We start from the raw sequence: 25,202 nt of genomic DNA on the forward strand, positions 1-25,202 counted from the left end.
GTATGCTGGCCGTGATCGTCAATCAGGGCATGACATGAACGACACGACCCACCTGATCGTCGGCCCCGGCGCGCTGGGCCGGCTACTGGCCATGCACCTGGCCGATAGTATGCCCGTCGTGCTGGCCGGACGACGGGCGTTGCCACGCGAACAGACCCTGACCATACCGGAAGGGGGGCGCCAAACCCGCCATCTCACCACCGCCGAGGTCCGCTTACTGCCATCGGCAACGCCGGCCTTTCTGCACCTCACCACCAAGGCCTACGATGCCATGGCCGCCCATGCTGCCGTCATGGCCCGGCTAGCCGGCACGCCGACGCTGGTGCTGTGGCAGAACGGCTACCAGGTGCAGCCGGAACTCACCCGGCTTCATCCGGGACCCGTGCTGTGCGCCTCCACCACCGAGGGGGCGTGGCTGGCCGGCGATGGCAGCGTGACCCACGCCGGTCGCGGCATCACTTTCGTGGGCGATCTTGGCAATCGCCATGTCACGCTTTGTCGCGAGCTCGCCGCGCTGCTCTCCGAGTCGGGCCTTGCCGCCGAAGCGGTCGAGGACATCGAGACTCGGCTCTGGCACAAATTGGCCGTCAACGCGGCGATCAATCCGCTGACGGCCCTTTTTCGCATCCGTAACGGCCAACTCCGCGATCTCCCCTTCCGCCCGATGGTGGACCGTATCGTCGACGAGGTGGCGACGGTCATGGCGGCCGAAGGCGTCCCGCCCCCCTCGGCGGGTTGGCATGGTCTGGTATGGCAGGTTATCGCGGGAACGGCAAACAATCGCGCTTCAATGCTGCAGGATGTCATCGCAGGCAGGCCCATCGAACGTGTCGCCATTCTCGGCCCCCTGCTCGGTGCCGCCCGGCGGCATCGTCTCCTTGTTCCCCAACTGGCCGAGCTCGACGAAACCCTGTCGCAGTTGGCCCGCCACAAGCGTTGACGGCTCTGCCTGGCGATGTCCCAACCGGCCTGCTAATCTCTGGTAATGGTTCGCAATGCTCAACATTGAGCCTGGTATCGCTGCGTCTCGCCTACCAGGCAACGACGTCATACGAACCTTAAAAAATCACGTTGTCGAGACGCATCGCACAGGGAAAATGGGCAGGGGACATGAACACGTGTTTCAGCACTGCCATCACCTTGGCCGCCGGCCTGACGCTATCGCCATTTTCCGCCATGGCGGAAGAGAGCCTTCCCTTGGAAGACGATCGGCCGACAGCCTATACCGAGGCCTCACACGATCTGCTGGCCGCCGTGAGCCTGACACGCCTCGATACCCCCTCCTACGCTGACAGAACCAGCGACTTGATGTATCTCGACAATGGCCTCGTCCTGGAAGGCGGCGAATTCGAGACGCCCGATGGCTATACCTCCGGCTTTCGTTTGACCGCTGGCTTCTCACCGGTGAGCCTGCCGCATCTGGACCTCGGTGCCGAGTTCACCTACCGAGAAAGCGACGAGGTCCCGACCCGCCACGACGAGCAAGCCTTGCTGGTCAATACCACGACACTGGGCGGCAGCCTGCTGGCCGGCATTCGCCTCGGCCGATTTGGCGTCTACGCGAAGTCGGGCTTTGCCGAATGGGAAGGCGACCCGGTCACACAGAGCGAGTCGCTGTACCAGGCTGCGACGGGAACCGCGAGAATTCAGGGCTTCGGCGCGCGCCTGCAGCACGACAGGCTAGTGAGCCAACTCGAGTTCGAGGAAATCGACGCGCCGAGCATGTCGCACCTGAATCTCGTCACTGCCTCGCTCCATTTCACCTTCTAGTCTGCCGTGTTACGGCCCCTCTTTGGCGTGACGAGACATAGAACGTTTCGATTGGCCGGCACCAACTTGTCATAGCTGGATGTTCTTACGCATCATGGCCTATAGTGAACTGGCGGGTCGCGCATTGTCGTGACCTCCTCCCTTGAACCTGTTCCTGGAGTCACGAAGATGAGTCTCAGAATCGGCGATACCGCGCCCGATTTCACGGCGCAAACCACCCAAGGTACGCTGAACTTCCATGAATGGATCGGCGACAGCTGGTGCATCCTCTTCTCGCATCCCAAGGACTTCACGCCGGTGTGCACCACCGAGCTGGGTTACATGGCCAAGCTCAAGCCGGAATTCGACAAGCGCAATACCAAGATCATCGGCCTCTCGGTGGATCCGGTCGACAACCATGCCGCCTGGTCCAAGGACATCGAGGAGACCCAGGGCACCGCACCCAACTATCCGATGATCGGCGACGACAAGCTCGAGGTCGCAAAGCTCTACGACATGCTTCCCGCCGAGGAGCCGGGCAGCGCCGAGGGACGCACGCCCGCGGACAACGCCACGGTACGTTCGGTGTTCATCATCGGGCCGGACAAGAAAGTCAAGGCCATGCTGGTCTACCCCATGACCTCGGGGCGCGACTTCAATGAGGTCTTGCGCCTGCTCGACTCGATCCAGCTCAATGCCAAGCACACCGTGGCCACGCCGGTGAACTGGCGCCCGGGCGAGGACGTGATCATCCCACCCGCGGTCAGCGACGAGGAAGCCAAGAAGAAGTACCCGGAGGGTTTCACCACGCTCAAGCCCTACCTGCGTACGGTGAAGCAGCCGCAGTAAGCGTCATACGCGCTCACGTGACAAGACCGCCCCGGCTTATCGCCGGGGCGGTCTTGTCTGGGAGTCGCCACACGAAAAGTCTGCTTCTGTTTTTTAGCCCGTGTTGCGCAGCCCTGCGGCGATCCCCGCCATGGTCACCATCAGGGCGCGCGAAAGCTCGCCACTGATGGCGCCGTCGGCGTCGCGATTACGTTGCAGGAGTTCAGCCTGCAGGCCATGCAACGGGTCGATGTAGGGGTTACGAACCTCGATGGCCTGACGGATCAGCGGCGTCTGCTCCAGCAGCTGCGGCTGGTCGAGAATCGTCAGCACGACCGATTGCAGCCGGGTGAAGCGTTGGCGCAGCTCGGCCCCCAGCTCCTTGAGGGCAGGCTCGTCGATCAGGCGCTGCTCGTAGTAGGAGGCAATGCCCACGTCAGCCTTGGCCAACAGCATCTCCAGCATATCGAGGTAGGTACCGAAGAAGGGCCAGCGGTCACGCATCTCGCGCAGCACCTCGAGGCCGCCCTCCTCTTCGATCCGCGTGGAGAACGCTTCGCCGCTGCCCAGCCAGGCCGGCAGCATCAAGCGGATCTGGGTCCAGGCGAAAATCCAGGGAATGGCGCGCAGCGTCTCGACACCGCCGTCCTGGCGTCGCTTGGTCGGGCGCGAGCCCAGCGGCAGATGCCCCAGCACGCCCTCAGGCGTCACCGCACGGAAATAGGGCACGAAATCGGGATCCTCGCGCACGACTCCGACATAGGCACGGTGGGCGATCCCGGCCAGGCGATCCATCTCCTCACGCCAATGGGGCTCGGGGGCTGGCGGTGGCAGCAGGGTGGCCTCGAGTACCGCACAGGCGTAAATCTCCATCGAGCGCAGGGCGATATCGGGCTGGCCGAACTTGAAGCGGATCATCTCCCCCTGCTCGGTGACGCGCAGACTCCCGTTCACCGAGCCCGGCGGCTGCGACAGGATGGCTGCGTAAGCAGGTCCGCCGCCACGACCGACGGCGCCACCCCGTCCATGGAACAGGGTCAGGTCGACACCGTGATGACGACAGACCTCCACCAGGCGTTCCTGGGCGCGATACTGCGCCCAGGCCGCTGCCAGCTGGCCGGCATCCTTGGCCGAATCGGAATAGCCGATCATCACTTCCTGGCGTTCACCGGCCAGCGCCCGATAGCCCGGAAGGGCCAACAGGCGATCGATTACGTCGCCGGCGCGGTTGAGATCGTCGAGGGTTTCGAACAGCGGGGCGATGGGCAGCGAGACGGCGCCGCCCACCTCTTTCATCAGCAGCGCGACCGTGAGCACGTCGGAGGGCTGTGCCGCCATGGAGATGATGTAGGTCCCGAGTGCCTCGGCCTGCTCGCTGGCGATGACCGCAAAGGTATCTAGCACCTCGCGGGTCTCGGCCGAACACTCCCAGCGGCGCGGAATCAGCGGCCGGCGCGACTCGAGCTCGGCAAGCAGAAAGGCCTGTCGCTGCTCCTCGCTCCATTCGCGATAGTGACCGAGTTCGAGGGCATCGGTGAGCTCCTCCATGACCATGGCATGGCGACTCGCCTCCTGGCGGATGTCGAGCTTGGTCAGGGTCACGCCGAATACCGCGACCCGGCGCAGGGTGTCGAGCAACGCACCGTTGGCAATGGTGTCGAGGCCGACGTCGCACAGCGAACGGTAGCAGGTGAGAAGCGGCGCGTAGAGCTGATCGCTGCTTTCGATGATCGGCCCCCCTTCGTAGCTTCTTCCGTCGAGCTGGGCCTTGGCCCAGTCACGGGTGGCCTCGACCCGCTGCACCAGGCGTTTGAGCAATTCCCGATAGGGTTCGGCAACGTTGCCCACCTCGGCCCGCAATGCGCTGTTGCACTTCCACATCGAGAGTTCGGCCTTGAGCTGCTCAAGGTCGCGCAGGTAGAGGTCCGCTGCCATCCACCGACCCAGCAGCAGCACCTCGCGGGTTACCTTGAACGTCACATTGGGATTGCCGTCGCGATCGCCCCCCATCCATGAGGCAAACACGATCGGCGCGGCATCCAGCGGCAGGCGCTCGCCGGCGGATTCCAGCAGCAAGCTGTCGAGGTCGCGATGGAAGGCCGGCACCGCCTGCCACAGCGAGTTCTCGATCACGGCGAAGCCCCATTTGGCTTCATCTATCGGTGTCGGGCGCTCGTGTCGAATTTCGTCGGTGTGCCAGGCCTGGCTGATCAGCTCCTCGAGGCGACCTCGGGCGCGGCTCGCCCGCTCGGGGTAGTCAAGCGACGATTCGATGACCGTGAGGCATTCGTCGATGGCGTCGTACTTCTGGATCAAGGTGCGCCGGATGACTTCGGTGGGATGCGCGGTCAGCACCAGTTCGACGCGCATGCCGGCCAGGCTCTCGACCAGCTTGCGCGGCGCGTGCCCGGCGTGACGGGCCCGTTCCAGCAGCTCGGAGAGCACCGGCTGCGACCCGGGCTTGTAGTCCTCGACGCGCCGAAAACGCGCACGGTAGTGCTGTTCGGCGATGTTGGCCAGATTGAGGAACTGGTTGAAAGCACGCGTTACCGGCAACAGGTCGCGGTCGGGTAGTTTGCGCAGGTATTCGATCAGCTCACGGCTGCTCTGCCCCTCTCCCTGTCGGCCGCTCTTGGCCAGGCCGCGGATGGTCTCGATGCGGTCGACGAACCCCTTGCCCAGGTCATCGGCAATGGTGCGGCCGAGGCTGTCGCCGAGGATGCGTACGTTATCGCGTAGGGATTCGTGCAGATCGCCACTCATGGCCGATCTCCTCCTGATATCGATTCGGAATGTCCCGCTGGCGTCTCGGTCGCGGCCTCGAGCCGCTTGGCCTGCTGCCAAAAGGCTTCCATGGTGTCGAGGTCGACGTCACGGGTCGTCATGCCGCGCTCGGCCAGCGACACCTCGACATGACGGAAGCGACGTTCGAACTTGGCGTTGGTCTCGCGCAGGCACTGCTCTGGGTCGGCCTTGAGCGTGCGCGCCAGGTTGGTGACGGCGAACAGCAGGTCGCCCACTTCGGCAGCGGCGTGGTCGCGATCGTTCTCTGCCAGCGCCTGCTCGACCTCGTCCAGCTCTTCGCGGATCTTGGCAATCACCCCCGTGGTATCGGGCCAGTCGAAGCCCACCCGGGCGGCGCGCCTGGAGAGCTTGGCCGCCCGGGAGAGCGCCGGCAAGGTGCGTGGCACATCATCGAGCACCGAGGTGCCGGTCGGCTCGGCGGCACGCTCCGCCCGCTCCTCGGCCTTGAGCGATTCCCAGCGGCTGTTGACCTGATGCGTCTCGACCTGCTCGGCACTGACGCCGGGCGGGCGACGCGAGCCAAGGGTGCCGTCGGGAAACACATGCGGATGCCGGCGCACCATCTTGGCGGTCAGGGTGTCCACCACGTCGTGAAAGTCGAAGCGCCCCTCCTCACGTGCAAACTGGCTGTAGTAGACCACCTGGAACAGCAGGTCGCCGAGTTCGCCGGGCAGCTCGCCGAAGGCGCGACGCTCGATGGCGTCGGCGACTTCGTAGGCCTCTTCCAGGGTGTGCGGCACGATACTGTCCCAATCCTGCTTGAGATCCCACGGGCAGCCCTGCCCGGGATCGCGCAGCACTGCCATCAGCATGAGCAGGTCGTCGATGCCGTAGCGGGTCTCGCTCATGTGCCGCTCCCCTTGCGTTTCATCCCCTTGGCTCCCGTTCGCAGGCGCTGGACCTCGATCACGTTAGACAGTTGCTGGATGCGTGAAAAGAGCCTGCCCAGCGTCTCCAGCCCATCGACTTCCACGGTAATGCGCATCCGTGCGATACCGTCGCTGGTATCGGTCAGGGTATTGACCGACAACACGTTGACCTTTTCATTACCGAGAATGCCGGTTACGTCGCGCAGCAGTCCGGAGCGATCCCAGGCCTGAATCTCGATATCCACCGGGTACTGGGTGCGGGCGCGCTGGCCCCACTCCACCTCGATCACGCGCTGTGGCTCGTCGATGCGCAGCTGCAGGATGTTGGGGCAATCCTGGCGATGCACCGTGACGCCACGCCCCTGAGTGATGAAACCGACGATCGGCTCACCAGGCACCGGGTGGCAGCAGTTGGCCATGCTGGTCTTGAGATTGCCAACACCCAGCACGGTAATGTCGCTTGCCGTGCCCTTCCCCTGATCGCGCCGCGGCTTCGCCAGCAGGCGATCGAGCTGCTCCTGATCGTCGGTCTCGCCGAACAGTTGCTGGGCCTGATGGAGCACCTGGCCGATTCGCAGGTCGCCCGCTCCCAGCGCGGCGTACATGTCGTCGGGACTCTGGTAGTTGACCTTGTGCGCCAAGGTGTCGAGGTCCATGTCCTCCACATCGAGGCGCCGCATCTCGCGCTCGAACAGCGACCTGCCCTCCTCGACGTTCTGCTCGCGAGCCTGGTGCTTGAACCACGACTGGATCTTGGCCCGTGCCCTCGAGGTGCGCACGTAGCCGAGGCTGGGATTGAGCCAGTCGCGGCTGGGCCCGCCCTTGCTGGCCGTGAGGATCTCGACCTGCTGGCCAGTCTTGAGCTTGTAGGTGAGCGGCACGATGCGACCGTCGACCTTGGCCCCACGACAGCGGTGGCCGACTTCGGTATGCACCCGGTAGGCGAAATCGATAGGCGTGGCGATGCGCGGCAGATCGATGACATGGCCATCCGGCGTGAAGACGTAGATACGATCCGGCGCCACGTCGCTGGAGAGCCCTTCGCGCAGATCGCCGAAGTCCCCCACCTCGTCCTGCCACTCGAGCACTTGGCGCAGCCAGGCGATCTTCTCTTCGTAGCTGGAGCTCTTGGCACTGGTGTCGTGACCCTTGTAGCGCCAATGGGCGCAGACGCCCAGCTCGGCCTCGTCGTGCATGGCGAAGGTGCGGATCTGAATCTCGAGGACCTTGTTCTCCGGTCCCAGCACGGCGGTGTGAAGCGACTGGTAGCCGTTCTTCTTGGGGTTGGCGATATAGTCGTCGAATTCATTGGGGACGTGGTGCCAGCGCGAGTGGACCAGCCCCAGCACGGTGTAGCAGTCGGTCACCTCGGGTACCAGGATGCGTACCGCACGCACGTCGTTGACCTGGGAAAAATCGATGCGCTTGCGCTTCATCTTGCGCCAGATGGAATAGATGTGCTTGGCGCGGCCGTTGACCTCGTACTGAGTGATGCCCTGGGCTTCGAGCATGCCCTTGAGCACCTCCACCACGTCGTGGATGTAGCGGTCGCGGTCGAGACGCTTCTCGGCCAACTGGCGGGCGATCGCCTTGTAGTCGTCCTCGTGCAGATAGCGGAAGGAGAGATCCTCGAGCTCCCACTTGACCTGGCCGATACCCAGGCGATGGGCCAGCGGTGCGTAGATGTCGAATACTTCGCGGGCGACCTGCAGACGCTTCTCCCGGGGAGCGTCCTTGACCTGTCGCAGGGCACAGGTGCGCTCGGCGATCTTGATCAGTGCCACGCGCACGTCGTCGATCATGGTGACCAGCATCTTGCGCAGATTGTCCTGCTGATCGTGCTGCACCAGGCCCTGACTGGGAATCTGTGCGTTACTGATGGCCGCCATCTGCAACACGCCCTCGATCAGGTGCGCCACTTCCTTGCCGAAGCGGCGGGCAACGGCCTCTATCGAGATAAGCCCTTCGCGTACGGCACGGTAGAGCACCGCTGCCTCGAGGGCCGTCTGGTCGAGCTTGAGCAGGGCCAGGATATCCGCCATCTCAAGGCCCATGCGGTAGGTAGTGTCCTTGGGCAGCCAGGCCTTGTGGGGGCGATCGGCCTCCAGCGAGAGACGCTTGGTGAGCTCGCAGGCCTCGCGCATCTCGCCGGGATCGCGCAACTTGACGTCTTCCTGCAGCCGCTCCAGCCAGTGACCGATATCGACGTCGCCACTATCGGTCAAAGGCTGGTCGTCTCGGACTTTCACCATCTTTCTAGACTCCTTGCGATGACGGCGGTACCGCACCGTGTTCGAGCAGCAGCAGGGACTCCAGGTGCGAGGTGTGCGCGAACATGTCGGCCACCGCCGCCTGGACGATGCGATATCCCCCATGCACGAGTCGTGCCGCATCGCGCGCCAGCGTGGCAGGATCGCAGGCAATGTAGACCAGCCGTGAGACGGGACGTTCGACCAGCGCACGACAGGCGGCATCGGCACCGTCGCGGGGCGGATCGAGCACCACCGCATCGGGCGTCCGGCTCGCCAGCAACTGCACCACGGCCTCACGATCGCTGAGGTCGGCCTGCTGCGCCTCGATGTCGAGCGCATTGGCCCTGGCATTGTCCTCGAGACGCGCCACCATGGCGGGGTTGCCTTCCACCGCCGTGACCCGTGCCCCGTCGGCTGCCAGCGGCAGGCTGAAATTGCCGATACCGGCGAATAGGTCCAGAACGCGCCACCCCTCGACCGGCGACAGCCACTCCCGTACCGTTGCCACCAGCAACCGATTGATCTCTTCGTTGACCTGCACGAAGTCGCCCGGCACGAAGCCGAGCGCGATCGCACGGCCCCTCACCGGCAGCCGATAGCTGAGCGTCGGTGCCTCTCCCAGCCATTCGAGGATCGGTTCCTCGCGTCCCAGCAGGCGCGCCACGGCCACACCGCTGGCTTGGCCGAACCTTTGCCAGCGCTGCAGGTCGGCGCGGTTCTCGCGCAGTTGGCGCACCACCACCGCGGGGGCCTCATCGGAGGCGATCAGTTCCAGATGGCCCACCAGGCGCGGCGCCTCCAGCTCGGCCAGCAGCGCCTCGAGCGGCCCGATCAGTGCCGATAGCTCGGGAACGAGCACGACACAGGCCTGCAGGTCCACCAGCCGGTTCGCATGGCGTGCGCGAAAGCCGAGATGAACGCCCCCTTGCGCGTCCACCTTGACGCCCAGTCGTGCACGGCGACGATAGCCGAGCGGCTCTCCCGCCAGCAGCCCAGGCGGCTCGTCCAGCTCGATGCCCTCTCTCGCCAGCAGGTCGGCAAGCACCGTGCGCTTGTGTTCGCGCTGGGCCTGAATGGAGAAATGCTGCAGATCGCAACCGCCGCATTGGCCATAGTGAATGCAGGGCGGCTCGACCCGCTCGGCCGACGGCTCGAGCAGTTCTCGAACATGGGCTTCGTCGAAGCGTTTGCGGGTACGGTGCACGGCCACTTCGGCCCGTTCCCCCGGCAGCGCTCCGTCAATGAACAGGGCCTTTCCGCTGCCAGTGCGGGCCACGCCCCTGCCGTCGTGAGCCAGGCGCTCGACGACGATGGTCGTGTCTTCGGCCTGAGGCAGCGCAGTGGGGGATTCGACGGGACGCTTGTGCAGCCCTGAGCCGCCGGAGCGCTGGCGCGCCGGGCGTCGCTTGCCAAGCATTGCCACCTCAGGCCTCCGGGGCGAACAGCCCAGTCGAGAGATAGCGATCGCCCCGGTCGCAGACGATGAACACGATCACCGCGTTCTCGACCTCCTCGGCAACGCGCAGTGCGCCGGCCAGGGCCCCCCCGGACGACACGCCGGCGAGGATGCCTTCTTCGCGCGCCAGGCGACGCATGTGCTCCTCGGCTTCGTGCTGGCCGATATCGATGACGCGATCGACGCGTGTGGCATCGAAGATGCTGGGCAAATACTCTTTCGGCCAGCGGCGTATGCCGGCAATGCTGGCGCCGTCTTCCGGCTGCAGGCCCACGATCTGGACTTTCGGGTTTCGCTCCTTGAGGTACGCCGACACCCCCATGATGGTGCCCGTGGTACCCATGGAGCTGATGAAGTGCGTGACCGTGCCACCGGTCTGCTCCCAGATCTCCGGGCCGGTACCGCGATAATGCGCCAGCGGATTGTCGGGGTTGGCAAACTGGTCGAGCCGCTTGCCCTCGCCACGGGCGATCATCGTGTCAGCCAGGTCGCGGGCTTCTTCCATGCCGCCCTCCTTGCTTACCGTCACCAGCCTGGCCCCGTAGGCGGCCATCGCCTGCTTGCGCTCGCTGGAGGCGTTTTCCGGCATGATCAGGACCATGCGGTAGCCCTTGATGGCGGCGGCCATGGCCAATGCAATACCGGTATTGCCCGAAGTGGCCTCGATCAGAGAATCCCCCGGGGTAATATCGCCGCGGGCCTCGGCCTGCTCCAGCATCGACAGTGCCGGGCGATCCTTGACCGAACCGGCCGGGTTGTGGCCCTCCAACTTGGCCAGCAAGGTATTGTTGCGGCCCGCCGCGATACGCTTCAGCCGCACCAGCGGCGTATGCCCGACGACGTCCTCGATGGTGGGAAACTGCATGTAACCGTCCTTAGGGTAACGTCTTTTACTTAGTATATCCGCGGCGCCATTCACTGGACAGGCATGCTCCGCCAATGTGGCATACTGACAGGATGGCTCGTGACCAAGGAATGCCGATGTCGCTCGGAAATCGCCTGACACTCTGGATATTGTGTCTGCCCCTGCTGGTGTTATTGCTCGTGGCGGTCGTGACCTTGCACCAGGATACCGAATGGCGCAAGTCGGCCCTGCGGGACCGCGTGGTCACTGCCGCCGAACAGCAGGCGCCGGAGATGGCCCAAGCGATGTACGAAGGCGCCCAGCCACGATTGGATGGCATGGCCAGGCGCCTGCTCGACATCGAGGAGGCACGTGGCGTCGGCGTCTACACCGACCAGGGCATGATCCAGCTGGAGCTCGGCCGCAACCGTGCCCAAGTGGCCACTTCACCGCCTCAAGAGGCGTATCTGGACACCAACGGCGACCTGTGGCGCCTTTTGATGCCCCTGGAGCCGGCCGACGCCGAAGGCACGATGACCACCCAAGCCTGGCTCGAGCTCGATATCGACAGCCGCGCGCTTACCCTTGACTACTATCGACGCCTCGCCATCGCAGGACTCGGCCTGCTGATCCTTGGCCTGCTGCTGTTCGTGATCGCCTCGGCGCTAGGCCGCCGAGTGGATACCAGCCTGAACAGTGCTGCCGAAGCGCTACGGCGGCTACGCAGCGGTGAGTTCGACACCCCAATGGTGGAAGAAGGCGCGCCGGAACTGCGCCGCCTGGCCCGGCAGGTAAATGCCCTCGGCGACGAGCTGCAGCAATCCCGCGACAACATGCAGCGCCAGATCGAGCAGACGACCGCCGAGCTGGAAGAGACGATGGAAACCATCGAGATCAAGAACATCGAGCTCGACCTGGCACACCGCAGGGCGCTGGAAGCCAACCGCATCAAGTCCGAATTCCTGGCCAGCATGAGCCACGAGATCCGTACTCCGCTTAACGGCATCGTCGGCTTTTGCCGGCTGCTGGGGCGCTCCCGCCTGGAACCCCGCCAACGCGAGTGGCTCGACCAGGTTCACGTCGCCTGCGATAACCTGCTCGCCCTGGTCAACGACGTACTCGACTTCTCGCGGATGGAGGCCGGCCGGCTCGAGCTGGACCGCGCCGAGCTGGACATGGTGTCGTTGGTCGACGAGGCGCTGGGCCTGCAGGCACCACTGGCCCACCAGAAGGGGCTGGAGCTGCTGGGCCTCGTTTACGACGATGTGCCCTCACCGCTGCGCGGCGATCCGCTGCGCATACGGCAGGTGTTGACCAACCTGATCCACAATGCCCTCAAGTTCACCGAGCAGGGCGAAGTCATCGTGCGCGTGATGGTCGAGGAACAGCGCGACCCGGGCCACGTGCTGTTGCGCGTCAGTATCAGCGATACCGGCATCGGCCTCACGCCCCAGGAACAACACACCCTGTTCCAAGCCTTCCGCCAGGCTGCGGCCAGCCACTCTCGCCAGTATGGGGGGTCCGGGCTGGGCCTGGCCATCAGCCGCCAGCTTGTCGAACAGATGGGCGGGCAAATCACCGTGGAGAGCGAACCCTCACGCGGCTCTAACTTCTCCTTCACGCTGCCGTTGGACGTCGTCGGTAACGGCGAAACCGCCCCCGACACCATCCTCGACGGCGACAGGGTCGCGCTCTACGAACCGCATGCTCCGACCCGACATGCGCTGAAACACCTGCTGACGCTCTGGGGCGGGCAGGTGGAGGAGGTGCACCATCCTGACCTGGCACCTCCCTACCCTGCCTTGATGGTCGCGGCCCTACCTACCGAGCTTGACGAAACACTGCTGGAAGAGTGGCGAGTACGGCTCCAGGCCAGCCCCTGTCCGATACTGCTACTGGTCAACGTGCCCCCGCTCGAGATGCCCGACCTCAAGCCGCCCCACGGCTGCGAAATACTGAGTAAACCCGCCTCCCGGCAGGCCCTGGCCGATGCCCTGCGTCGCTGCAGCGCGGCCAAGCGGCTGCCGGCACGCGAGCCGCGCAGCCGTCATCCGGCGCGGGTGCTGGTGGTGGACGACAATACCATCAATCGGCGCCTGCTCAGGGAGCTGCTGAAACGCCCCGGCCTGGAGCTGGCGGAAGCGAAAAGCGGCGAGGAAGCCCTCGCACTGGCCGAAGGCGAAACTTTTCAGTTGGTACTGATGGATATTCGCATGCCGGGCATGGACGGCATCGAAACCACCCAGGCGTTGCGAAGGCTGGGGGAGCACTGGGCACGCTGCCCGATCATTGCGGTCACCGCCCATGCCCATGACAGCGAGCGTCAGCGTCTCCAGGAAGCGGGTCTGCAGGAAGTCCTGGTCAAGCCGGTGGATTCCAATCGGCTCGAGGCCGTCCTGCATCGCCATCTCGGCCTGGTATCGTCGCCTTCCGCACCGGCCCTGCCCCCGCCCAGCGACACGAGCGTGGCGAGCGACTTGGCAGTGGTCGACATGGACCTGGGCGCACGCCTGGCGAACGGCAACGTCAGTCTTGCGCACGAGCTGCTGGATGAACTGGTCCATTCATTGCCGGCGACCCTCAACGAGTTGCACGCTGCGCTTTCCACGGGCGATTCGGAGGCGCTGCTGGATGCCGTACACGCCCTCAACGGCGCCTGCCGCTATTGCGGGGCCCCCGAACTCGCCTTGGTGGCGGAAACGCTGGAAACGCGGTTGCGCTCGCGTGGGTTGGAGGACGTCGATTCGCTGATAAACGACCTGTTCCAGGCTATTGAACGACTACGGGACTGGCATGCCCAGGATCACGAATCGCCGCTTTCGTGCACGACCAGCGCCAGCAGCAGTTCGGCCTCGTCGCCCGACGATGGGTGAAAGGGCTCCAATGCCAGCCGCGGCGCGCCAAGGCAGCCGCGCCCCCGGGCGAGATCGAAGCCGCGGATCTCATTCGTGATCGTGGTCGTGGTCGTGGTCGTGGTCCTCCAGTGAAGCCACGAAGCCCGCCTCCTGACCGGCGATAATCAGCCGCTTCATGTCGGCCACGGCCTCCTTGAGACCAACGAACAGCGCCCGAGCGATGATGGCATGGCCGATATTGAGTTCGTGCAATCCCGGTATCGCGGCAATCGCCTCGACATTATGGTAGTGCAGGCCATGCCCGGCATTGACCGTAAGCCCGAGTTCCAGCGCCATTTCGGCCGCCGCGCTCAGGCGGACATGCTCCTCGATTGCCGCCTGGCCGCGGCATTCGGCATAGGCGCCGGTATGAAGCTCGATCACTGGCGCACCGGCACGCTTCGCCGCCTCGATCTGTGCCGGCTCGGGGTCGATGAACAGCGACACCTCACAGCCCGCTGCTGCCAGGCGGCGACAGGCGCTGGCGATCGCATCGAAGCCAGCAACCACATCCAGGCCACCCTCGGTGGTCAGTTCCTCGCGCTTTTCCGGCACCAGGCAGACATGCGCCGGACGAACCTCCTCGGCCAGTGCCAGCATCGCCTCGGTGACCGCCATCTCCAGGTTCATGCGCGTGTTGAGCACCTCGGCAAGGATGCGCACGTCGCGCGCCTGGATATGCCGACGATCCTCACGCAAATGCACGGTAATACCGTCGGCGCCTGCCTCCTCGGCCAGCAGTGCCGCCTGGACCGGATCGGGATAGCGGGTGCCGCGGGCCTGGCGCAGCGTGGCAATGTGATCGATGTTGACGCCAAGCAGAATGCGCGGGGGATGCATGGGGGTCTCCAGCTGCAGGTCGGGTAAAGCCATCAGTGTGAGGGTGAACGGCGCCGCTCGGCAAGTTGCCGCATCAGCTCGCGTGAACGCAGCGGACGTGAACCGAGCAAGGGGGCAAGGGCCGCACGCGCAATCGCCTTGGCCGGCCCCGCCAGTCCTGGCGCTGCCCAGTCGCCGCCGGCCAGCAGGCGCAAGGTCCGGCCATCGAGGCCTGGTTCGCCAGGTACGAAGGCACGCGAGGCCGTATCGAAACGGTAGCGAGACTGTGGATCGAGTTCGCCGCCCTCCGGTGTGGTATAGCGCGGCGCGGCATCCAGCGTATCGAGCAGAGAAAATTCCAGCTGTCGGAGCGCCACGGCACGGCCTTGGGGTCGCGGCAGCGCCTCGAGCAGGGCCGTATAGAACGCGAACACCTCCGCTGCCGGCAACTCGACGGGCAGCGTACGTGTCAGCAGTTCGTTGGCGTAGAGACCACAGAGCAATCCTTCCCCGACCAGCAGCGCCGTGGCACCTCGGCTTTCCATCAAGCGCAGACGCTTCAGTTCTCCCTCCCCCACCCAGGTGACGTGCAGCGGCGCGAAGGGCTGCAACCGGCCCCGGGAACGCGAGCCCGGGCGCTGCACCCCCTGGGCGACCGCACGCACGCGGCCATGCTGAAGGGTCAGCAGCTCGACCAGCGCACTGGTCTCTCGGTAGGGACGCTTATGGAGGAGAAAGGCCGGCTGTGGCTGCATGATGGGACACTTGTAAGAGAGGGGTGACGTCAGTCGAGATCATAGCCCAGACTCTTTAGCGCCCTTTCGTCATCCGACCAGCCACGCTTCACCTTGACCCACAGGTTCAACATGACCTTGGCGTCCAGCGCACGCTCCATGTCGAGCCGTGCCTCGCGGCCGATGCTCTTGATACGCTCGCCCTTGTCGCCGATGAGGATTTTCTTCTGCCCGGCACGTTCCACCAGGATCAGGGCACTGATGTGGACGATCTTGCCCTCGTCGCGGTACTCCTCGACCTCCACCGTCACCTGATAGGGCAATTCGTCGCCGAGCTGGCGCATGATCTTCTCGCGTACCAGTTCGGCTGCCAGGAAGCGCTGGCTCCGGTCGGTAATCTGGTCGTCGGGAAAATGGTGGATGCCCTCGGGCAGGCGGCTGGCCACTTCCGCCTCGAGCTCCGGCACGTTGGTGCCGTGCTTGGCCGAAATGGGAATGATGGCGGCGAATTCGCGCCGAGCACCGACCTCTGCCAGCCAGGGCAGCAGCGTGCTCTTGTCCTCGAGCCGGTCGACCTTGTTGACGGCCAGTATCACCGGTGCCTCGACGTGCTCGAGGCGCGTTAATACCACCTGATCCTCGTCGGTCCAGCGCGTGCGGTCGACGATGAAGACCACGCAATCCACGTCGCGCAGTGCCTGCGTTGCCGCCTGGTTCATGAAGCGATTGATCGCCTTGTTGCGATCGCGTCCCAGTATATGGATACCCGGCGTGTCAACGTAGATGAACTGCGCCTCGCCTTCGGTCTTGATGCCCATGACCTGATGTCGCGTCGTCTGGGGCCGCCGCGAGGTAATCGAGATCTTTTGACCGAGAATGCGGTTCATCAGGGTCGACTTGCCGACATTGGGGCGACCGACGATGGCCACGAAGCCACAGGTCTCGCTCATGATTTCTGCCCTTTGCGATTTTCCAGCTGAAGCAGCGCGAGCTCGGCCGCCTGCTGTTCAGCATGGCGACGGCTCGATCCGGTGCCCAAGGTATGAGAATCGAGCAGCTCGATATGACACTCGACGGTGAAGGTCTGGTCATGGGCTTCGCCTTCGACCGATACCACCTCGTAACGCGGCAGCGGCGATTGACGCGACTGCAGAAACTCCTGCAGGCGCGTCTTGGGATCCTTCTGAGTATCCTGCAGGTCGATCGACTCCAGACGCTCGGCGTACCAGGCCAGCACCCGGGCTCGCGCCACATCCATGCCGGCATCCAGATATATCGCCCCGAGTACGGCTTCGACCGCGTCGGCCAGGATCGAGTCGCGCCGGTGCCCGCCGCTCTTCATCTCGCCGGACCCCAGCCGCAGACACTCGCCGAAAGCCATTTCACGGGCCAGCTCGGCCAGGGTCTGGCCACGCACCAGGCGTGCGCGCAGGCGCGAAAGCTGCCCTTCACGTGCCTGCGGGAAACGCTCGTAGAGGGCCTCGGCGATGATGAAGTTGACGATGGAATCGCCGAGGAACTCCAGGCGTTCGTTGTTCTGGCCACCGTAACTTCGGTGTGTCATGGCCAGTTCCAGCAGCGAGTCATCGCGGAAGGAGTAGCCGATACGGCGACTGAAAGAAGAGAGGGATTTGCTCACGTATTTCCTGTTATTTCCGTTCCATCAATGGATGCGGCGAATCTGGGTGAAGCTCGGCAGGCCGCCATCCCAGTGCATCCACACGGCGAACGCTCGGCCAACGACGTTTTCCTCGGGCACGAAGCCCCAGTAGCGGCTGTCGTTGGAGTGATCGCGGTTATCTCCCATGGTGAAGTAATGCCCATCGGGCACGACGATCTCGCGCACGCGGGGACCCGGGTCACGGGGGTTATTGTAGATTTGATGGCTGGAGTCGCCCAGTTGCTCCTCCATCAGCCATTCGCCAGGCGCCGTGGGAGGCGCCTCGTCCAGCAATCGCTTGGGCACCGGCTCGCCGTTGACGAAGAGCTGCTTGTCCTCGTAGCGAACCGTATCGCCCGGCAGCCCCACGACGCGCTTGATGAAGTTCACCGAGGGTTCGCTGGGGAAGCGGAACACCATCACATCGCCACGCTGGGGCTCTCCGACTTCGACGAAGCGGGTATGCGTCACCGGCAGGCGCAAGCCGTAGGCGTACTTGTTGACCAGAATGAAATCGCCTACCTCCAGGGTCGGGCGCATGGACCCGGAGGGGATCTGGAATGGCTCGACCAGGAAGCTGCGCAGTAGCAGTACTACCAGCAATACCGGGAAGAACGAACGTGCGTAGTCGACCGGCCAGGGATCCTTCATGGCTCGCTCGCGGGCGGCTTCGTCCAACCCTTCGGTCGTGCCTACCTCGGCTTCTGCCAGCTTGCGGCGACGTGCGGGACGCCACCAGACGATATCGAGCAGCCAGATCAGGCCGGTGATGGCGACGGCCACCACCAACAGCAGAGAGAAATCCATAATGTCGCCGGTCCTAGTCGTTCACCTTGAGCACGGCCAGGAAGGCGTCCTGGGGAATCTCCACCCGACCTACCTGCTTCATGCGTTTCTTGCCCGCCTTCTGTTTCTCGAGCAGCTTTTTCTTTCGCGTCACGTCGCCACCATAGCATTTGGCGGTAACGTTCTTGCGCAGCGCCTTGACAGTGGAACGCGCCACCACCTGGCCGCCGATGGCAGCCTGGATTGCCACGTCGAACATCTGGCGAGGGATCAGTTCCTTCATCTTCTCGACCAGGATACGTCCGCGGGAATGCGCATGGTCACGGTGTATGATCACCGCCAAGGCATCGACCCGATCGCCATTGATCAACACGTCCAGACGCACCAGCTTGGCGGCTTCGAAACGCTCGAAGTTGTAGTCCAGCGAGGCATACCCCTTGGAAATCGACTTCAGCCTATCGAAGAAGTCCATCACCACCTCGGACATGGGCAACTCGTAGGTGAGCTGGATCTGGTTGCCGAGGAACTGCATGTCGAGCTGGTTGCCGCGACGGTTCTCGCACTCCATGATCACATTGCCCACGTACTCCTGCGGTACCAGGATGCTGGCGCGCACGATCGGCTCGCGCATCTCTTCCACGTCGGCCATGTCCGGCAGCTTGGAGGGGTTGGAGACGTACTTCACCTCGCCATTCTTCATCGCCAGCTCGTATACCACGGTGGGGGCCGTGGTGAGCAGGTCCAGATCGTACTCGCGTTCGAGGCGTTCCTGGATGATCTCCATGTGCAGGGTGCCGAGGAAGCCGACGCGAAAACCGAAGCCGAGGGCGTCGGAATTTTCAGGCTCGTACTCCAGCGAGGCGTCGTTGAGCGCCAGCTTCTCGAGTGCGTCGCGAAAGTCCTCGTAGTCGTCGGCGCTGACCGGGAACATGCCGGCGTAGACCTGCGGCTTGACCTTCTGGAAACCGGGCAGGCGCGGCACGTCAGGTGTCTTGGCATGGGTAATGGTGTCCCCCACCGGGGCACCCTGAATGTCCTTGATGCCGGCCACCACGAAGCCCACTTCACCGGCGCGCAGTATATTGGTCTCCTTGCGCAGCGGTGTGAAAATCCCCACTTCGTTGGCCTGCCAATCACGGCCCGTGGACTTGATGCGGATCTTCTCGCCCTTCTTGAGGGTGCCGTCGAAGAGACGCACCAGCGACACCACGCCAAGGTAATTGTCGAACCAGGAATCGATGATCAACGCCTGCAACGGCGCCTCCGGGTCTCCCTTGGGTGGCGGTATGTCGCGCACCAGGCGCTCGAGCAGGGCATCGATGCCGAGCCCGCTCTTGGCCGAGACCTGGCAGGCGTCGGTGGCATCCAGTCCGATGATCTCCTCGATCTCGTGGGCCACCTTGTCCGGATCGGCCTGGGGCAAGTCCATCTTGTTGAGGACCGGCAGCACCTCGAGCCCCTGCTCGATGGCGGTATAGCAGTTGGCCACCGATTGAGCTTCGACGCCCTGGGCGGCATCGACCACCAACAGCGCGCCTTCGCAAGCATAGAGCGAGCGCGAGACCTCGTAGGAAAAGTCGACGTGGCCGGGGGTATCGATGAAGTTGAGCTGGTAGGTATTGCCGTCATGAGCCTGGTAATCCAGTGTCACCGACTGGGCCTTGATCGTGATGCCACGCTCGCGCTCGAGATCCATCGAATCGAGCACCTGCTCTTTCAGTTCGCGCTCGGTCAGGCCACCGCAGTTTTGAATCAGCCGATCTGCCAGGGTCGACTTGCCGTGGTCGATGTGGGCGATGATCGAAAAATTGCGTATGTGCTTCAGTTTGCTTGCTTCGTTGCTCATCTAGCCCAGTCCGGTGTTCGACACGAGCGCGGCAGCGGCGTTATCGATCGGCGCCCGTTCACGTCAAATGAATTCGATGGCTGGTATTGTACCGGCATGGCCGTGGGTTGGACAGCACAGCGACATGAGGCTGCAAACGAAGACACCCCCCACCGAGGGTAGGAGGTGCCTTGTCACTCGACTGCTGCCGTTCTGGTCAGCTGCGCCCGAGGCGTAGCGCCACGAACAACGAACGGCCTTCGCGATACAGGCGCATGGGTACGGCACGATCCGTGGGCAGCGACTCGACCAGTTCCCGCAGTTGGCTGGCGGTCTCGACCGCATGGTGGTCGATACTGACGATCACGTCGCCCGGGCGAATACCGGCTTCGGCCGCCGCCCCGCGGGGGTCGAGTTCACGCACCATCACGCCGCTGTCGATACCGAGCCGCTGGCGCTCGGCTTCATCGAGTTCGGCCACGGCGATACCCAGGCGCGCCTGGGCGTCCGACTCACCGGAGCGCGCCTGCTGGGGCTCTTCGCTGTCGGGCCAATCGCCGATGGTCACGGAAATCTCCTGGCGTTCGCCATCGCGCATGATGGTCAGTTCGGCGTCGTCGCCGGGCGTGACCCTGCCGATGAGCCGTGGCAGGTTGCGCGAACGCTCGACCTCCTCGCCGTCGACCTCGAGGACGATATCACCCGCCTGCAGGCCAGCGCGGGCAGCAGGCCCTTCGGGATCGAGATCGGCAATCAAGGCGCCACTGGCACTCTCCATGCCGAACGACTCGGCCAAATCGCGCGAGACGGGCTGGATCATCACGCCGAGCCAGCCGCGCCTCACACGGCCGTCGTCACGCAGCTGGCTGGCCACGTCCATGGCCACGTTGATGGGAATGGCGAATGACACCCCCATGAAGCCACCGCTGCGAGTGAAGATCTGGGCATTGATGCCCACCACTTCCCCATCGAGGTTGAACAGGGGACCGCCCGAGTTGCCTGGATTGATGGCAACATCGGTCTGTATGAAGGGCACGTAGGCATCGCGCGGCAGGGTGCGATTGATGGCGCTGATGATGCCGGCGGTTACCGAGTGGTCGAAGCCGAACGGAGAGCCGATGGCGGCCACCCACTCACCCACGCGAAGCTCGTCGGAGTCGCCCATCCGCAGCGTGGGCAGATCCGACGCTTCCACCTTGAGCAGCGCCACATCGGTCTGTGTATCGGCGCCGATCAGTTCGGCCTCGAGTTCGCGACGGTCATTGAGGCGCACGAGGATTTCGTCGGCCCCCTCCACCACATGCGCATTGGTCATGATGTAGCCGTCTTCGCTGATGACGAAACCGGACCCCAGCGATTGGCGTTCCTGGCCTCTCCCGGGGCCGCCCCCACCGGGAGGCGCCGGGAAGCGGTCGCCGAAGAAATGGCGGAAGATATCGGGAATTTCCTGACCGCCGCCGAAACCTTCGAAGGCCTGCGAGCGATCCGGCATGGCGTGTGTGGTGGAGATATTGACCACCCCGGGGGCGGCTTGCTCGACCAGCTCGGTGAAATCCGGCAGATCGCGGGCAAAGGCAGACTGCCACGACAGCAGCGCGGCCAACAGCAACGCCCAGAGGGAGAACTGTCGCGTCAAAGGCATCATAAGAGCTCCTGCATCAGCTTGTAGTTCGTCAGCGTAATTTGGGGGCGAGTTCGCAATTTCAAGCCGCCGCACATCAGCCCTGCGGCCGAAACGACCGACTCGCGGCTCGGCGACGCCTGGCGTTCATTCGGCTATTCCTTCGCCTCGGGTGTCTCCCGCCAGGTGAAGCTCTCCGCCACCTGGGCAAGCACCCTGGGAGGAAGCTCTCCCATTGCCACCACCTGCATGGGCCGGCCTTCCGCCACCACGTGACGCACCACCGCCAGCGAGATACCCAGGCGATGCAGGCCGGGTATCAAACGCTCGCGCCCTTCCTCGATGGGCTCGACGAAAAGGCTGAGTGTCGAGAGGCCATCGCTGTAGAGGCGATGCCCGACGTCCTGGCCGTGCTGTTCGGTATGGGTGTCGACCGGCTGGTCAAGAAAGCCGTTGGGCAGCCAACCCGGTCGCCACGCCTGCGGTGGCGGCTCGCGACTGGCATCGAGCCGAACTCCGCCTTCGTGCAGCCGCAGAGGTTGGAGTTCGGTCAGCTGAAACGTCTCGACCACTCGTCCGCGGTCGTCGATCAGCTCGCGCTTGAGCGGCAACGCGGTCTGCTCATCGAGCCATAGACGATGTCCGAAGCGCATGCCATCGAGCGGCTCGATATCCAGCCTGACCGCACTACGGTTGGCGATACGTTCATCGTTACCCATCGAAAGCCGATAATACTGCTCGATATGCCGCGCGACGCCTGCCGGGGAGGCAGGCACATCGCCCCCGCCACCACTGGACCACCCCATGCGGCCGATTTGGCCGCGGCGTTCGAAGAATATCTGGGGGCCATCGAGAAAGCGTGCCATCTCACGCTCGGTGCCATCCTGGATATCGCGAGAAAGCGCCAGGGTACGTACGCCATCGATACCGATACGCACTGCACGCGCCTGGAAGACATGACAGTGGCCGGACCATAGGCTGCGCTCAAACCAGTCCCGCGGCGTTTCGGGCTGCTCCCACTGGGCCAATTGACCGCAGTCGAATCGCTCGGCTTCCGACGGCTCCGCCGTCGTCTCGGCGAATACCGGGGAGAGCTGAGCCAGCCATACGACGCTGCCGAGTGCAGCCAGGCGCCTTGCGATACGCCTGCCTGCCATCAACGCTGCCCCAGTGTCTCGTTACCCGAAGCGCGCAGGAGCGGCAACCAGACATCGCCGCTCAGGTAGGTGGCACCTTCGGAATGACGGTCGAGATAGGACTGCAGCAGTCGCGCCTGCTCCTGATCGGAACTGCGTGACTGGCTGGGATTGGGCGTCATGAAGAGCGGGTTGTCGATGCCGGCACCCACCGGCATCAGACCGGACTGGTTGCCCGAAGAAGCCGGTGAAAAGAGCGGCATGCCCACCGGCGTTGCCTGTCCGCCGGCACTGCGCTGTTGCGCCTGGCTCGCGGGGGCATTCGCCGCGCCATCGGCCAGCTGGGCTTCGCCGCCCGAGCGAGTGAAATCGGTACCGTTGTAGAACTGTACCCCCGTGATCACCATGAGGGTGACGGCGGCGGCAATTCCTGCGCTACGGGCGAAGGGGATAGAGCGGCGCGGTGCGACACGAGGCTCATCCACCAGTGGTGCCGGCTCGGCTTCCAGCCTGGCCATGATGCCGGCCGAGAGGTCCATGCTGACATCGACGTCATGATCCCGCCGCAACAGGCTACGCATCAGATGATAGCGTCGCCAGGCGTCAGCCGCGTCCGGTTCCTCCTCGAGTGCTTTCAGCACCCGACGCAGCTCGAGATCATCACCTTCGTTGTCCATCAGGGCAGAAAGCGACTCCCGTGCATTCTGACTCATTCCTCACACCCCCACATTGGCAAGGCACCCTGCCTTGCTAACAATGATTCCCGGCATTCCCGACCGCACCCAACCGGAATGCCGGCAGCCCATAGATGACCCCTGTGTCGCAGCGGTCAATGCTTCAGACGCCATCGACGCGAGACAGTTCATCGCCGAAGCGAAAACTTGTCGAAAACTTCACTCCATTACCGACTCCCGCGTCCGCGAGGTGGTGACCAGCGGCTGGATATGCTGGTCCACCGCTTCCCGGGCGCGGAAGATTCGCGAACGCACCGTACCCACCGGGCATTGCATGATATGCGCAATATCCTCGTAGGAAAGGCCGTCGAGTTCGCGCAGGGTAATCGCCGTACGCAGGTCGTCGGGCAGGTTCTCGATAGCCTCGAACACAGCCGCTTCGAGCTGGTCCCTGGCCAAGGCGGACTCGGGCGTCTCGATGTCGGAAAGCCGACCGCTATGATCGAGGATCTCGGCATCGACGATATCCATGTCGCTGCCGGGTGGCCGCCTGCCCTTGGAAACCAGGTGATTCTTTGCGGTGTTGATGGCGATGCGGTACATCCAGGTATAGAAGGCGCTCTCGGAGCGGAACTTACCCAGCGCCCGATAGGCCTTGATAAAGGCTTCCTGTGCCACGTCCTGAACCTCGGCATGGTCCTGAACGTAGCGCCCTATGAGTCCGATGATCTTGTGCTGGTACTTCTTGACCAACAGGTCGAAGGCACGCGTATCGCCCTTCTGCGCCCGCTCCACGAGCTGCTGATCGGTTTCCCGGTTGCCCATTCACACCCTCCCCGTCAGGGCGACGCCCCGAAGCGGGATGAGAGAAAAAAGCGTCGTTGGATAATCTGCCTGCATGGTATCAACCTGGAGCCCGTTGGCCTTTGAATGTCCCTGGACGTTCTCATCCATTTCGACAAGTGTTCCCGTTTCTTGGCCGCGCATCAAGCCGGCCGCCACGCTGCCGGCGCTGTGACAAGCCTGGCAGCGCCGGGTTCCGTTACGATTGCCGATTTTTCCCCCGGCGGGTGTATAGTAGTTCATCCTCTAGCCTTCAACGCATCACGACACAGGTAGCAACATGTCAGATCAGCAGGTCAGCAACCTCAACGTTCTATCCCAGGACGTCCTGATCACTCCCGAGGCCCTGAAGAACGAGATCCCCCTGAGCGAAGACGCCGAAAAGACGGTGATCGAGGGCCGCCGGACGATCCAGAACATACTCGATGGCAGCGATCCCCGCCTGCTGGTCGTGATTGGCCCCTGCTCGATCCATGACGTCGATGCCGCCCTGGACTATGCCCGCCGCCTGCGACGCCTGGCCGACGAAGTCAAGGAGAGCCTGTATGTCGTGATGCGCGTCTACTTCGAGAAGCCCCGCACCACGGTTGGCTGGAAGGGATTGATCAACGATCCGCACCTCAACGGCTCGTTCGAGATCGAGGAAGGCTTGCACATCGCGCGCAAGCTGCTGGTGGAACTCTCCGAGCTCGGCCTGCCGCTGGCCACCGAAGCGCTCGATCCGATCTCTCCCCAGTACCTGCAGGACTGCATTAGCTGGTCGGCGATCGGCGCCCGGACCACCGAATCCCAGACCCATCGCGAAATGTCTTCGGGCCTTTCGAGCCCGGTCGGCTTCAAGAACGGCACCGACGGCAGCCTCGACGTGGCCATCAATGCCCTGCAGTCGGTATCGCACCCGCACAACTTCCTTGGCATCAACCAGAGCGGCCAGGTCGCCATCATCCGCACCCGCGGCAATGCCTATGCCCACGTGGTGCTGCGCGGCGGCAACGGCAAGCCCAACTACGACAGTGTCAGCGTGGCATTGGCCGAGCAGGAGCTAAGGAAGGCCGGTATCAAGCCCAACATCATGATCGATTGCTCGCATGCCAACTCGAACAAGGACCCGGCGCTGCAGCCGCTGGTGATGGACAACGTCACCAACCAGATCCTCGAGGGCAACCGCTCGATCATGGGCCTAATGGTCGAATCCAATCTCGGTTGGGGCAGCCAGAAGATCCTCGACGATCATAGCCGGATGCAGTACGGCGTTTCGGTCACCGACGCCTGCATCGACTGGCCCACCACCGAGGAAACCATGACTCGGATGGCACAGAAACTTCGCACGGTATTGGCCGAGCGTCGCCAAGGCTGACACCGGTCGCTCGAGCAAAGGCCCGCATCGATGCGGGCCTTTTTGCTTGC

Annotated in this window: 21 protein-coding genes; 5 read left to right on the forward strand and 16 right to left on the reverse strand. The window is 63.9% G+C overall.

The annotated features are described in order from the left end of the window. Positions 1–34 precede the first annotated feature (34 nt). The 3 genes from ACOJCM_RS01945 (at position 35) to ACOJCM_RS01955 (ending at position 2,598) form a co-directional block, all read left to right on the forward strand. On the forward strand, positions 35–940 hold the full coding sequence (locus ACOJCM_RS01945; protein ID WP_445210376.1) for a ketopantoate reductase family protein: 906 nt from the start codon (positions 35–37) through the stop codon (positions 938–940). Positions 941–1,110: 170 nt separating this feature from the next. Beyond that, entirely contained in the window at positions 1,111–1,770 is a 660-nt protein-coding gene (locus ACOJCM_RS01950; protein ID WP_445210377.1) for a hypothetical protein, read from the forward strand. A 168-nt stretch (positions 1,771–1,938) separates the two neighbouring features. After that, positions 1,939–2,598, forward strand: coding sequence for a peroxiredoxin (locus tag ACOJCM_RS01955; RefSeq protein ID WP_445210378.1), 660 nt, complete (start codon positions 1,939–1,941; stop codon positions 2,596–2,598). 93 nt (positions 2,599–2,691) lie between these two features. On the opposite strand, the gene ppc is transcribed toward ACOJCM_RS01955, so the two are convergent. Genes ppc through cysM form a run of 5 tightly spaced genes read right to left on the reverse strand, consistent with a single transcriptional unit; the run spans position 2,692 to position 10,824 of the window. Then, complete coding sequence (ppc, locus tag ACOJCM_RS01960) at positions 2,692–5,340, reverse strand: phosphoenolpyruvate carboxylase (protein ID WP_445210379.1); 2,649 nt, start codon at positions 5,338–5,340, stop codon at positions 2,692–2,694. Next, the gene (gene mazG / locus ACOJCM_RS01965; RefSeq protein ID WP_445210380.1) at positions 5,337–6,230 is read right to left on the reverse strand and encodes a nucleoside triphosphate pyrophosphohydrolase; all 894 of its coding nucleotides are present in this window, start codon (positions 6,228–6,230) and stop codon (positions 5,337–5,339) included. Before mazG ends, ppc begins: the two co-directional genes overlap by 4 nt. After that, positions 6,227–8,503, reverse strand: coding sequence for a GTP diphosphokinase (gene relA / locus ACOJCM_RS01970; protein ID WP_445210381.1), 2,277 nt, complete (start codon positions 8,501–8,503; stop codon positions 6,227–6,229). Before relA ends, mazG begins: the two co-directional genes overlap by 4 nt. 4 nt (positions 8,504–8,507) lie before the next feature. Next, positions 8,508–9,926 (reverse strand): TRAM domain-containing protein, encoded by a 1,419-nt coding sequence (locus ACOJCM_RS01975; RefSeq protein WP_445210382.1) that lies wholly within the window; start codon positions 9,924–9,926, stop codon positions 8,508–8,510. Position 9,927: 1 nt separating this feature from the next. Beyond that, the gene (cysM, locus tag ACOJCM_RS01980) at positions 9,928–10,824 is read right to left on the reverse strand and encodes a cysteine synthase CysM (protein WP_445210383.1); all 897 of its coding nucleotides are present in this window, start codon (positions 10,822–10,824) and stop codon (positions 9,928–9,930) included. Between the two features lie 116 nt (positions 10,825–10,940). Between cysM and ACOJCM_RS01985 the strand changes: the two genes are divergently transcribed. Continuing rightward, positions 10,941–13,676, forward strand: a complete 2,736-nt coding sequence (locus ACOJCM_RS01985; protein WP_445210384.1) for an ATP-binding protein — start codon at positions 10,941–10,943, stop codon at positions 13,674–13,676. 69 nt (positions 13,677–13,745) lie between these two features. On the opposite strand, the gene pdxJ is transcribed toward ACOJCM_RS01985, so the two are convergent. The 11 genes from pdxJ to ACOJCM_RS02040 all read right to left on the reverse strand — a co-directional run bounded on the left by pdxJ (position 13,746) and on the right by ACOJCM_RS02040 (position 24,038). Beyond that, positions 13,746–14,537: a pyridoxine 5'-phosphate synthase gene (gene pdxJ / locus ACOJCM_RS01990; protein WP_445210385.1), complete on the reverse strand. Its 792-nt coding sequence runs from the start codon at positions 14,535–14,537 to the stop codon at positions 13,746–13,748. 32 nt (positions 14,538–14,569) lie between these two features. Beyond that, entirely contained in the window at positions 14,570–15,271 is a 702-nt protein-coding gene (gene recO / locus ACOJCM_RS01995) for a DNA repair protein RecO (protein WP_445210386.1), read from the reverse strand. A 29-nt stretch (positions 15,272–15,300) separates the two neighbouring features. Beyond that, complete coding sequence (gene era / locus ACOJCM_RS02000; RefSeq protein ID WP_445210387.1) at positions 15,301–16,200, reverse strand: GTPase Era; 900 nt, start codon at positions 16,198–16,200, stop codon at positions 15,301–15,303. Further along, a complete protein-coding gene (gene rnc, locus ACOJCM_RS02005) occupies positions 16,197–16,889 on the reverse strand; it encodes a ribonuclease III (protein WP_445210388.1) in 693 nt (230 codons plus the stop codon). The genes era and rnc overlap by 4 nt, the downstream gene beginning before the upstream one ends. 24 nt (positions 16,890–16,913) lie before the next feature. Further along, entirely contained in the window at positions 16,914–17,717 is an 804-nt protein-coding gene (gene lepB, locus ACOJCM_RS02010) for a signal peptidase I (protein ID WP_445210389.1), read from the reverse strand. A gap of 13 nt (positions 17,718–17,730) precedes the next feature. Continuing rightward, positions 17,731–19,542, reverse strand: coding sequence for a translation elongation factor 4 (gene lepA / locus ACOJCM_RS02015; protein ID WP_445210390.1), 1,812 nt, complete (start codon positions 19,540–19,542; stop codon positions 17,731–17,733). A 196-nt stretch (positions 19,543–19,738) separates the two neighbouring features. Next, complete coding sequence (locus ACOJCM_RS02020) at positions 19,739–21,166, reverse strand: DegQ family serine endoprotease (RefSeq protein WP_445210391.1); 1,428 nt, start codon at positions 21,164–21,166, stop codon at positions 19,739–19,741. Positions 21,167–21,297: 131 nt separating this feature from the next. After that, positions 21,298–22,299 carry a MucB/RseB C-terminal domain-containing protein gene (locus tag ACOJCM_RS02025; protein WP_445210392.1) on the reverse strand — a complete coding sequence of 334 codons (1,002 nt, stop codon included), beginning with the start codon at positions 22,297–22,299 and terminating at the stop codon, positions 21,298–21,300. Beyond that, the gene (locus ACOJCM_RS02030) at positions 22,299–22,991 is read right to left on the reverse strand and encodes a sigma-E factor negative regulatory protein (protein WP_445210393.1); all 693 of its coding nucleotides are present in this window, start codon (positions 22,989–22,991) and stop codon (positions 22,299–22,301) included. Before ACOJCM_RS02030 ends, ACOJCM_RS02025 begins: the two co-directional genes overlap by 1 nt. A gap of 180 nt (positions 22,992–23,171) precedes the next feature. Next, positions 23,172–23,777: an RNA polymerase sigma factor RpoE gene (gene rpoE, locus ACOJCM_RS02035; RefSeq protein ID WP_445210394.1), complete on the reverse strand. Its 606-nt coding sequence runs from the start codon at positions 23,775–23,777 to the stop codon at positions 23,172–23,174. Beyond that, positions 23,778–24,038, reverse strand: coding sequence for a hypothetical protein (locus tag ACOJCM_RS02040; RefSeq protein WP_445210395.1), 261 nt, complete (start codon positions 24,036–24,038; stop codon positions 23,778–23,780). Between the two features lie 37 nt (positions 24,039–24,075). On the opposite strand from ACOJCM_RS02040, the gene ACOJCM_RS02045 reads away from it, so the two are divergent. Next, complete coding sequence (locus ACOJCM_RS02045; protein ID WP_445210396.1) at positions 24,076–25,152, forward strand: 3-deoxy-7-phosphoheptulonate synthase; 1,077 nt, start codon at positions 24,076–24,078, stop codon at positions 25,150–25,152. Positions 25,153–25,202 lie beyond the last annotated feature (50 nt).

This window comes from Billgrantia hypersalina (assembly GCF_052584175.1).

Excerpts from the sequence above, each read along its gene's own strand:
- ACOJCM_RS01945 (WP_445210376.1), top strand. The coding sequence starts at position 35 with ATGAACGACACGACCCACCTGATCGTCGGCCCCGGCGCGCTGGGCCGG.
- ACOJCM_RS01950 (WP_445210377.1), top strand. The coding sequence starts at position 1,111 with ATGAACACGTGTTTCAGCACTGCCATCACCTTGGCCGCCGGCCTGACG.
- ACOJCM_RS01955 (WP_445210378.1), top strand. The coding sequence starts at position 1,939 with ATGAGTCTCAGAATCGGCGATACCGCGCCCGATTTCACGGCGCAAACC.
- ppc (WP_445210379.1), bottom strand. The coding sequence starts at position 5,340 with ATGAGTGGCGATCTGCACGAATCCCTACGCGATAACGTACGCATCCTC.
- mazG (WP_445210380.1), bottom strand. The coding sequence starts at position 6,230 with ATGAGCGAGACCCGCTACGGCATCGACGACCTGCTCATGCTGATGGCA.
- relA (WP_445210381.1), bottom strand. The coding sequence starts at position 8,503 with ATGGTGAAAGTCCGAGACGACCAGCCTTTGACCGATAGTGGCGACGTC.
- cysM (WP_445210383.1), bottom strand. The coding sequence starts at position 10,824 with ATGCAGTTTCCCACCATCGAGGACGTCGTCGGGCATACGCCGCTGGTG.
- ACOJCM_RS01985 (WP_445210384.1), top strand. The coding sequence starts at position 10,941 with ATGTCGCTCGGAAATCGCCTGACACTCTGGATATTGTGTCTGCCCCTG.
- pdxJ (WP_445210385.1), bottom strand. The coding sequence starts at position 14,537 with ATGCATCCCCCGCGCATTCTGCTTGGCGTCAACATCGATCACATTGCC.
- recO (WP_445210386.1), bottom strand. The coding sequence starts at position 15,271 with ATGCAGCCACAGCCGGCCTTTCTCCTCCATAAGCGTCCCTACCGAGAG.
- era (WP_445210387.1), bottom strand. The coding sequence starts at position 16,200 with ATGAGCGAGACCTGTGGCTTCGTGGCCATCGTCGGTCGCCCCAATGTC.
- lepB (WP_445210389.1), bottom strand. The coding sequence starts at position 17,717 with ATGGATTTCTCTCTGCTGTTGGTGGTGGCCGTCGCCATCACCGGCCTG.
- lepA (WP_445210390.1), bottom strand. The coding sequence starts at position 19,542 with ATGAGCAACGAAGCAAGCAAACTGAAGCACATACGCAATTTTTCGATC.
- ACOJCM_RS02020 (WP_445210391.1), bottom strand. The coding sequence starts at position 21,166 with ATGATGCCTTTGACGCGACAGTTCTCCCTCTGGGCGTTGCTGTTGGCC.
- ACOJCM_RS02025 (WP_445210392.1), bottom strand. The coding sequence starts at position 22,299 with ATGGCAGGCAGGCGTATCGCAAGGCGCCTGGCTGCACTCGGCAGCGTC.
- ACOJCM_RS02030 (WP_445210393.1), bottom strand. The coding sequence starts at position 22,991 with ATGAGTCAGAATGCACGGGAGTCGCTTTCTGCCCTGATGGACAACGAA.
- rpoE (WP_445210394.1), bottom strand. The coding sequence starts at position 23,777 with ATGGGCAACCGGGAAACCGATCAGCAGCTCGTGGAGCGGGCGCAGAAG.
- ACOJCM_RS02040 (WP_445210395.1), bottom strand. The coding sequence starts at position 24,038 with ATGAACTACTATACACCCGCCGGGGGAAAAATCGGCAATCGTAACGGA.
- ACOJCM_RS02045 (WP_445210396.1), top strand. The coding sequence starts at position 24,076 with ATGTCAGATCAGCAGGTCAGCAACCTCAACGTTCTATCCCAGGACGTC.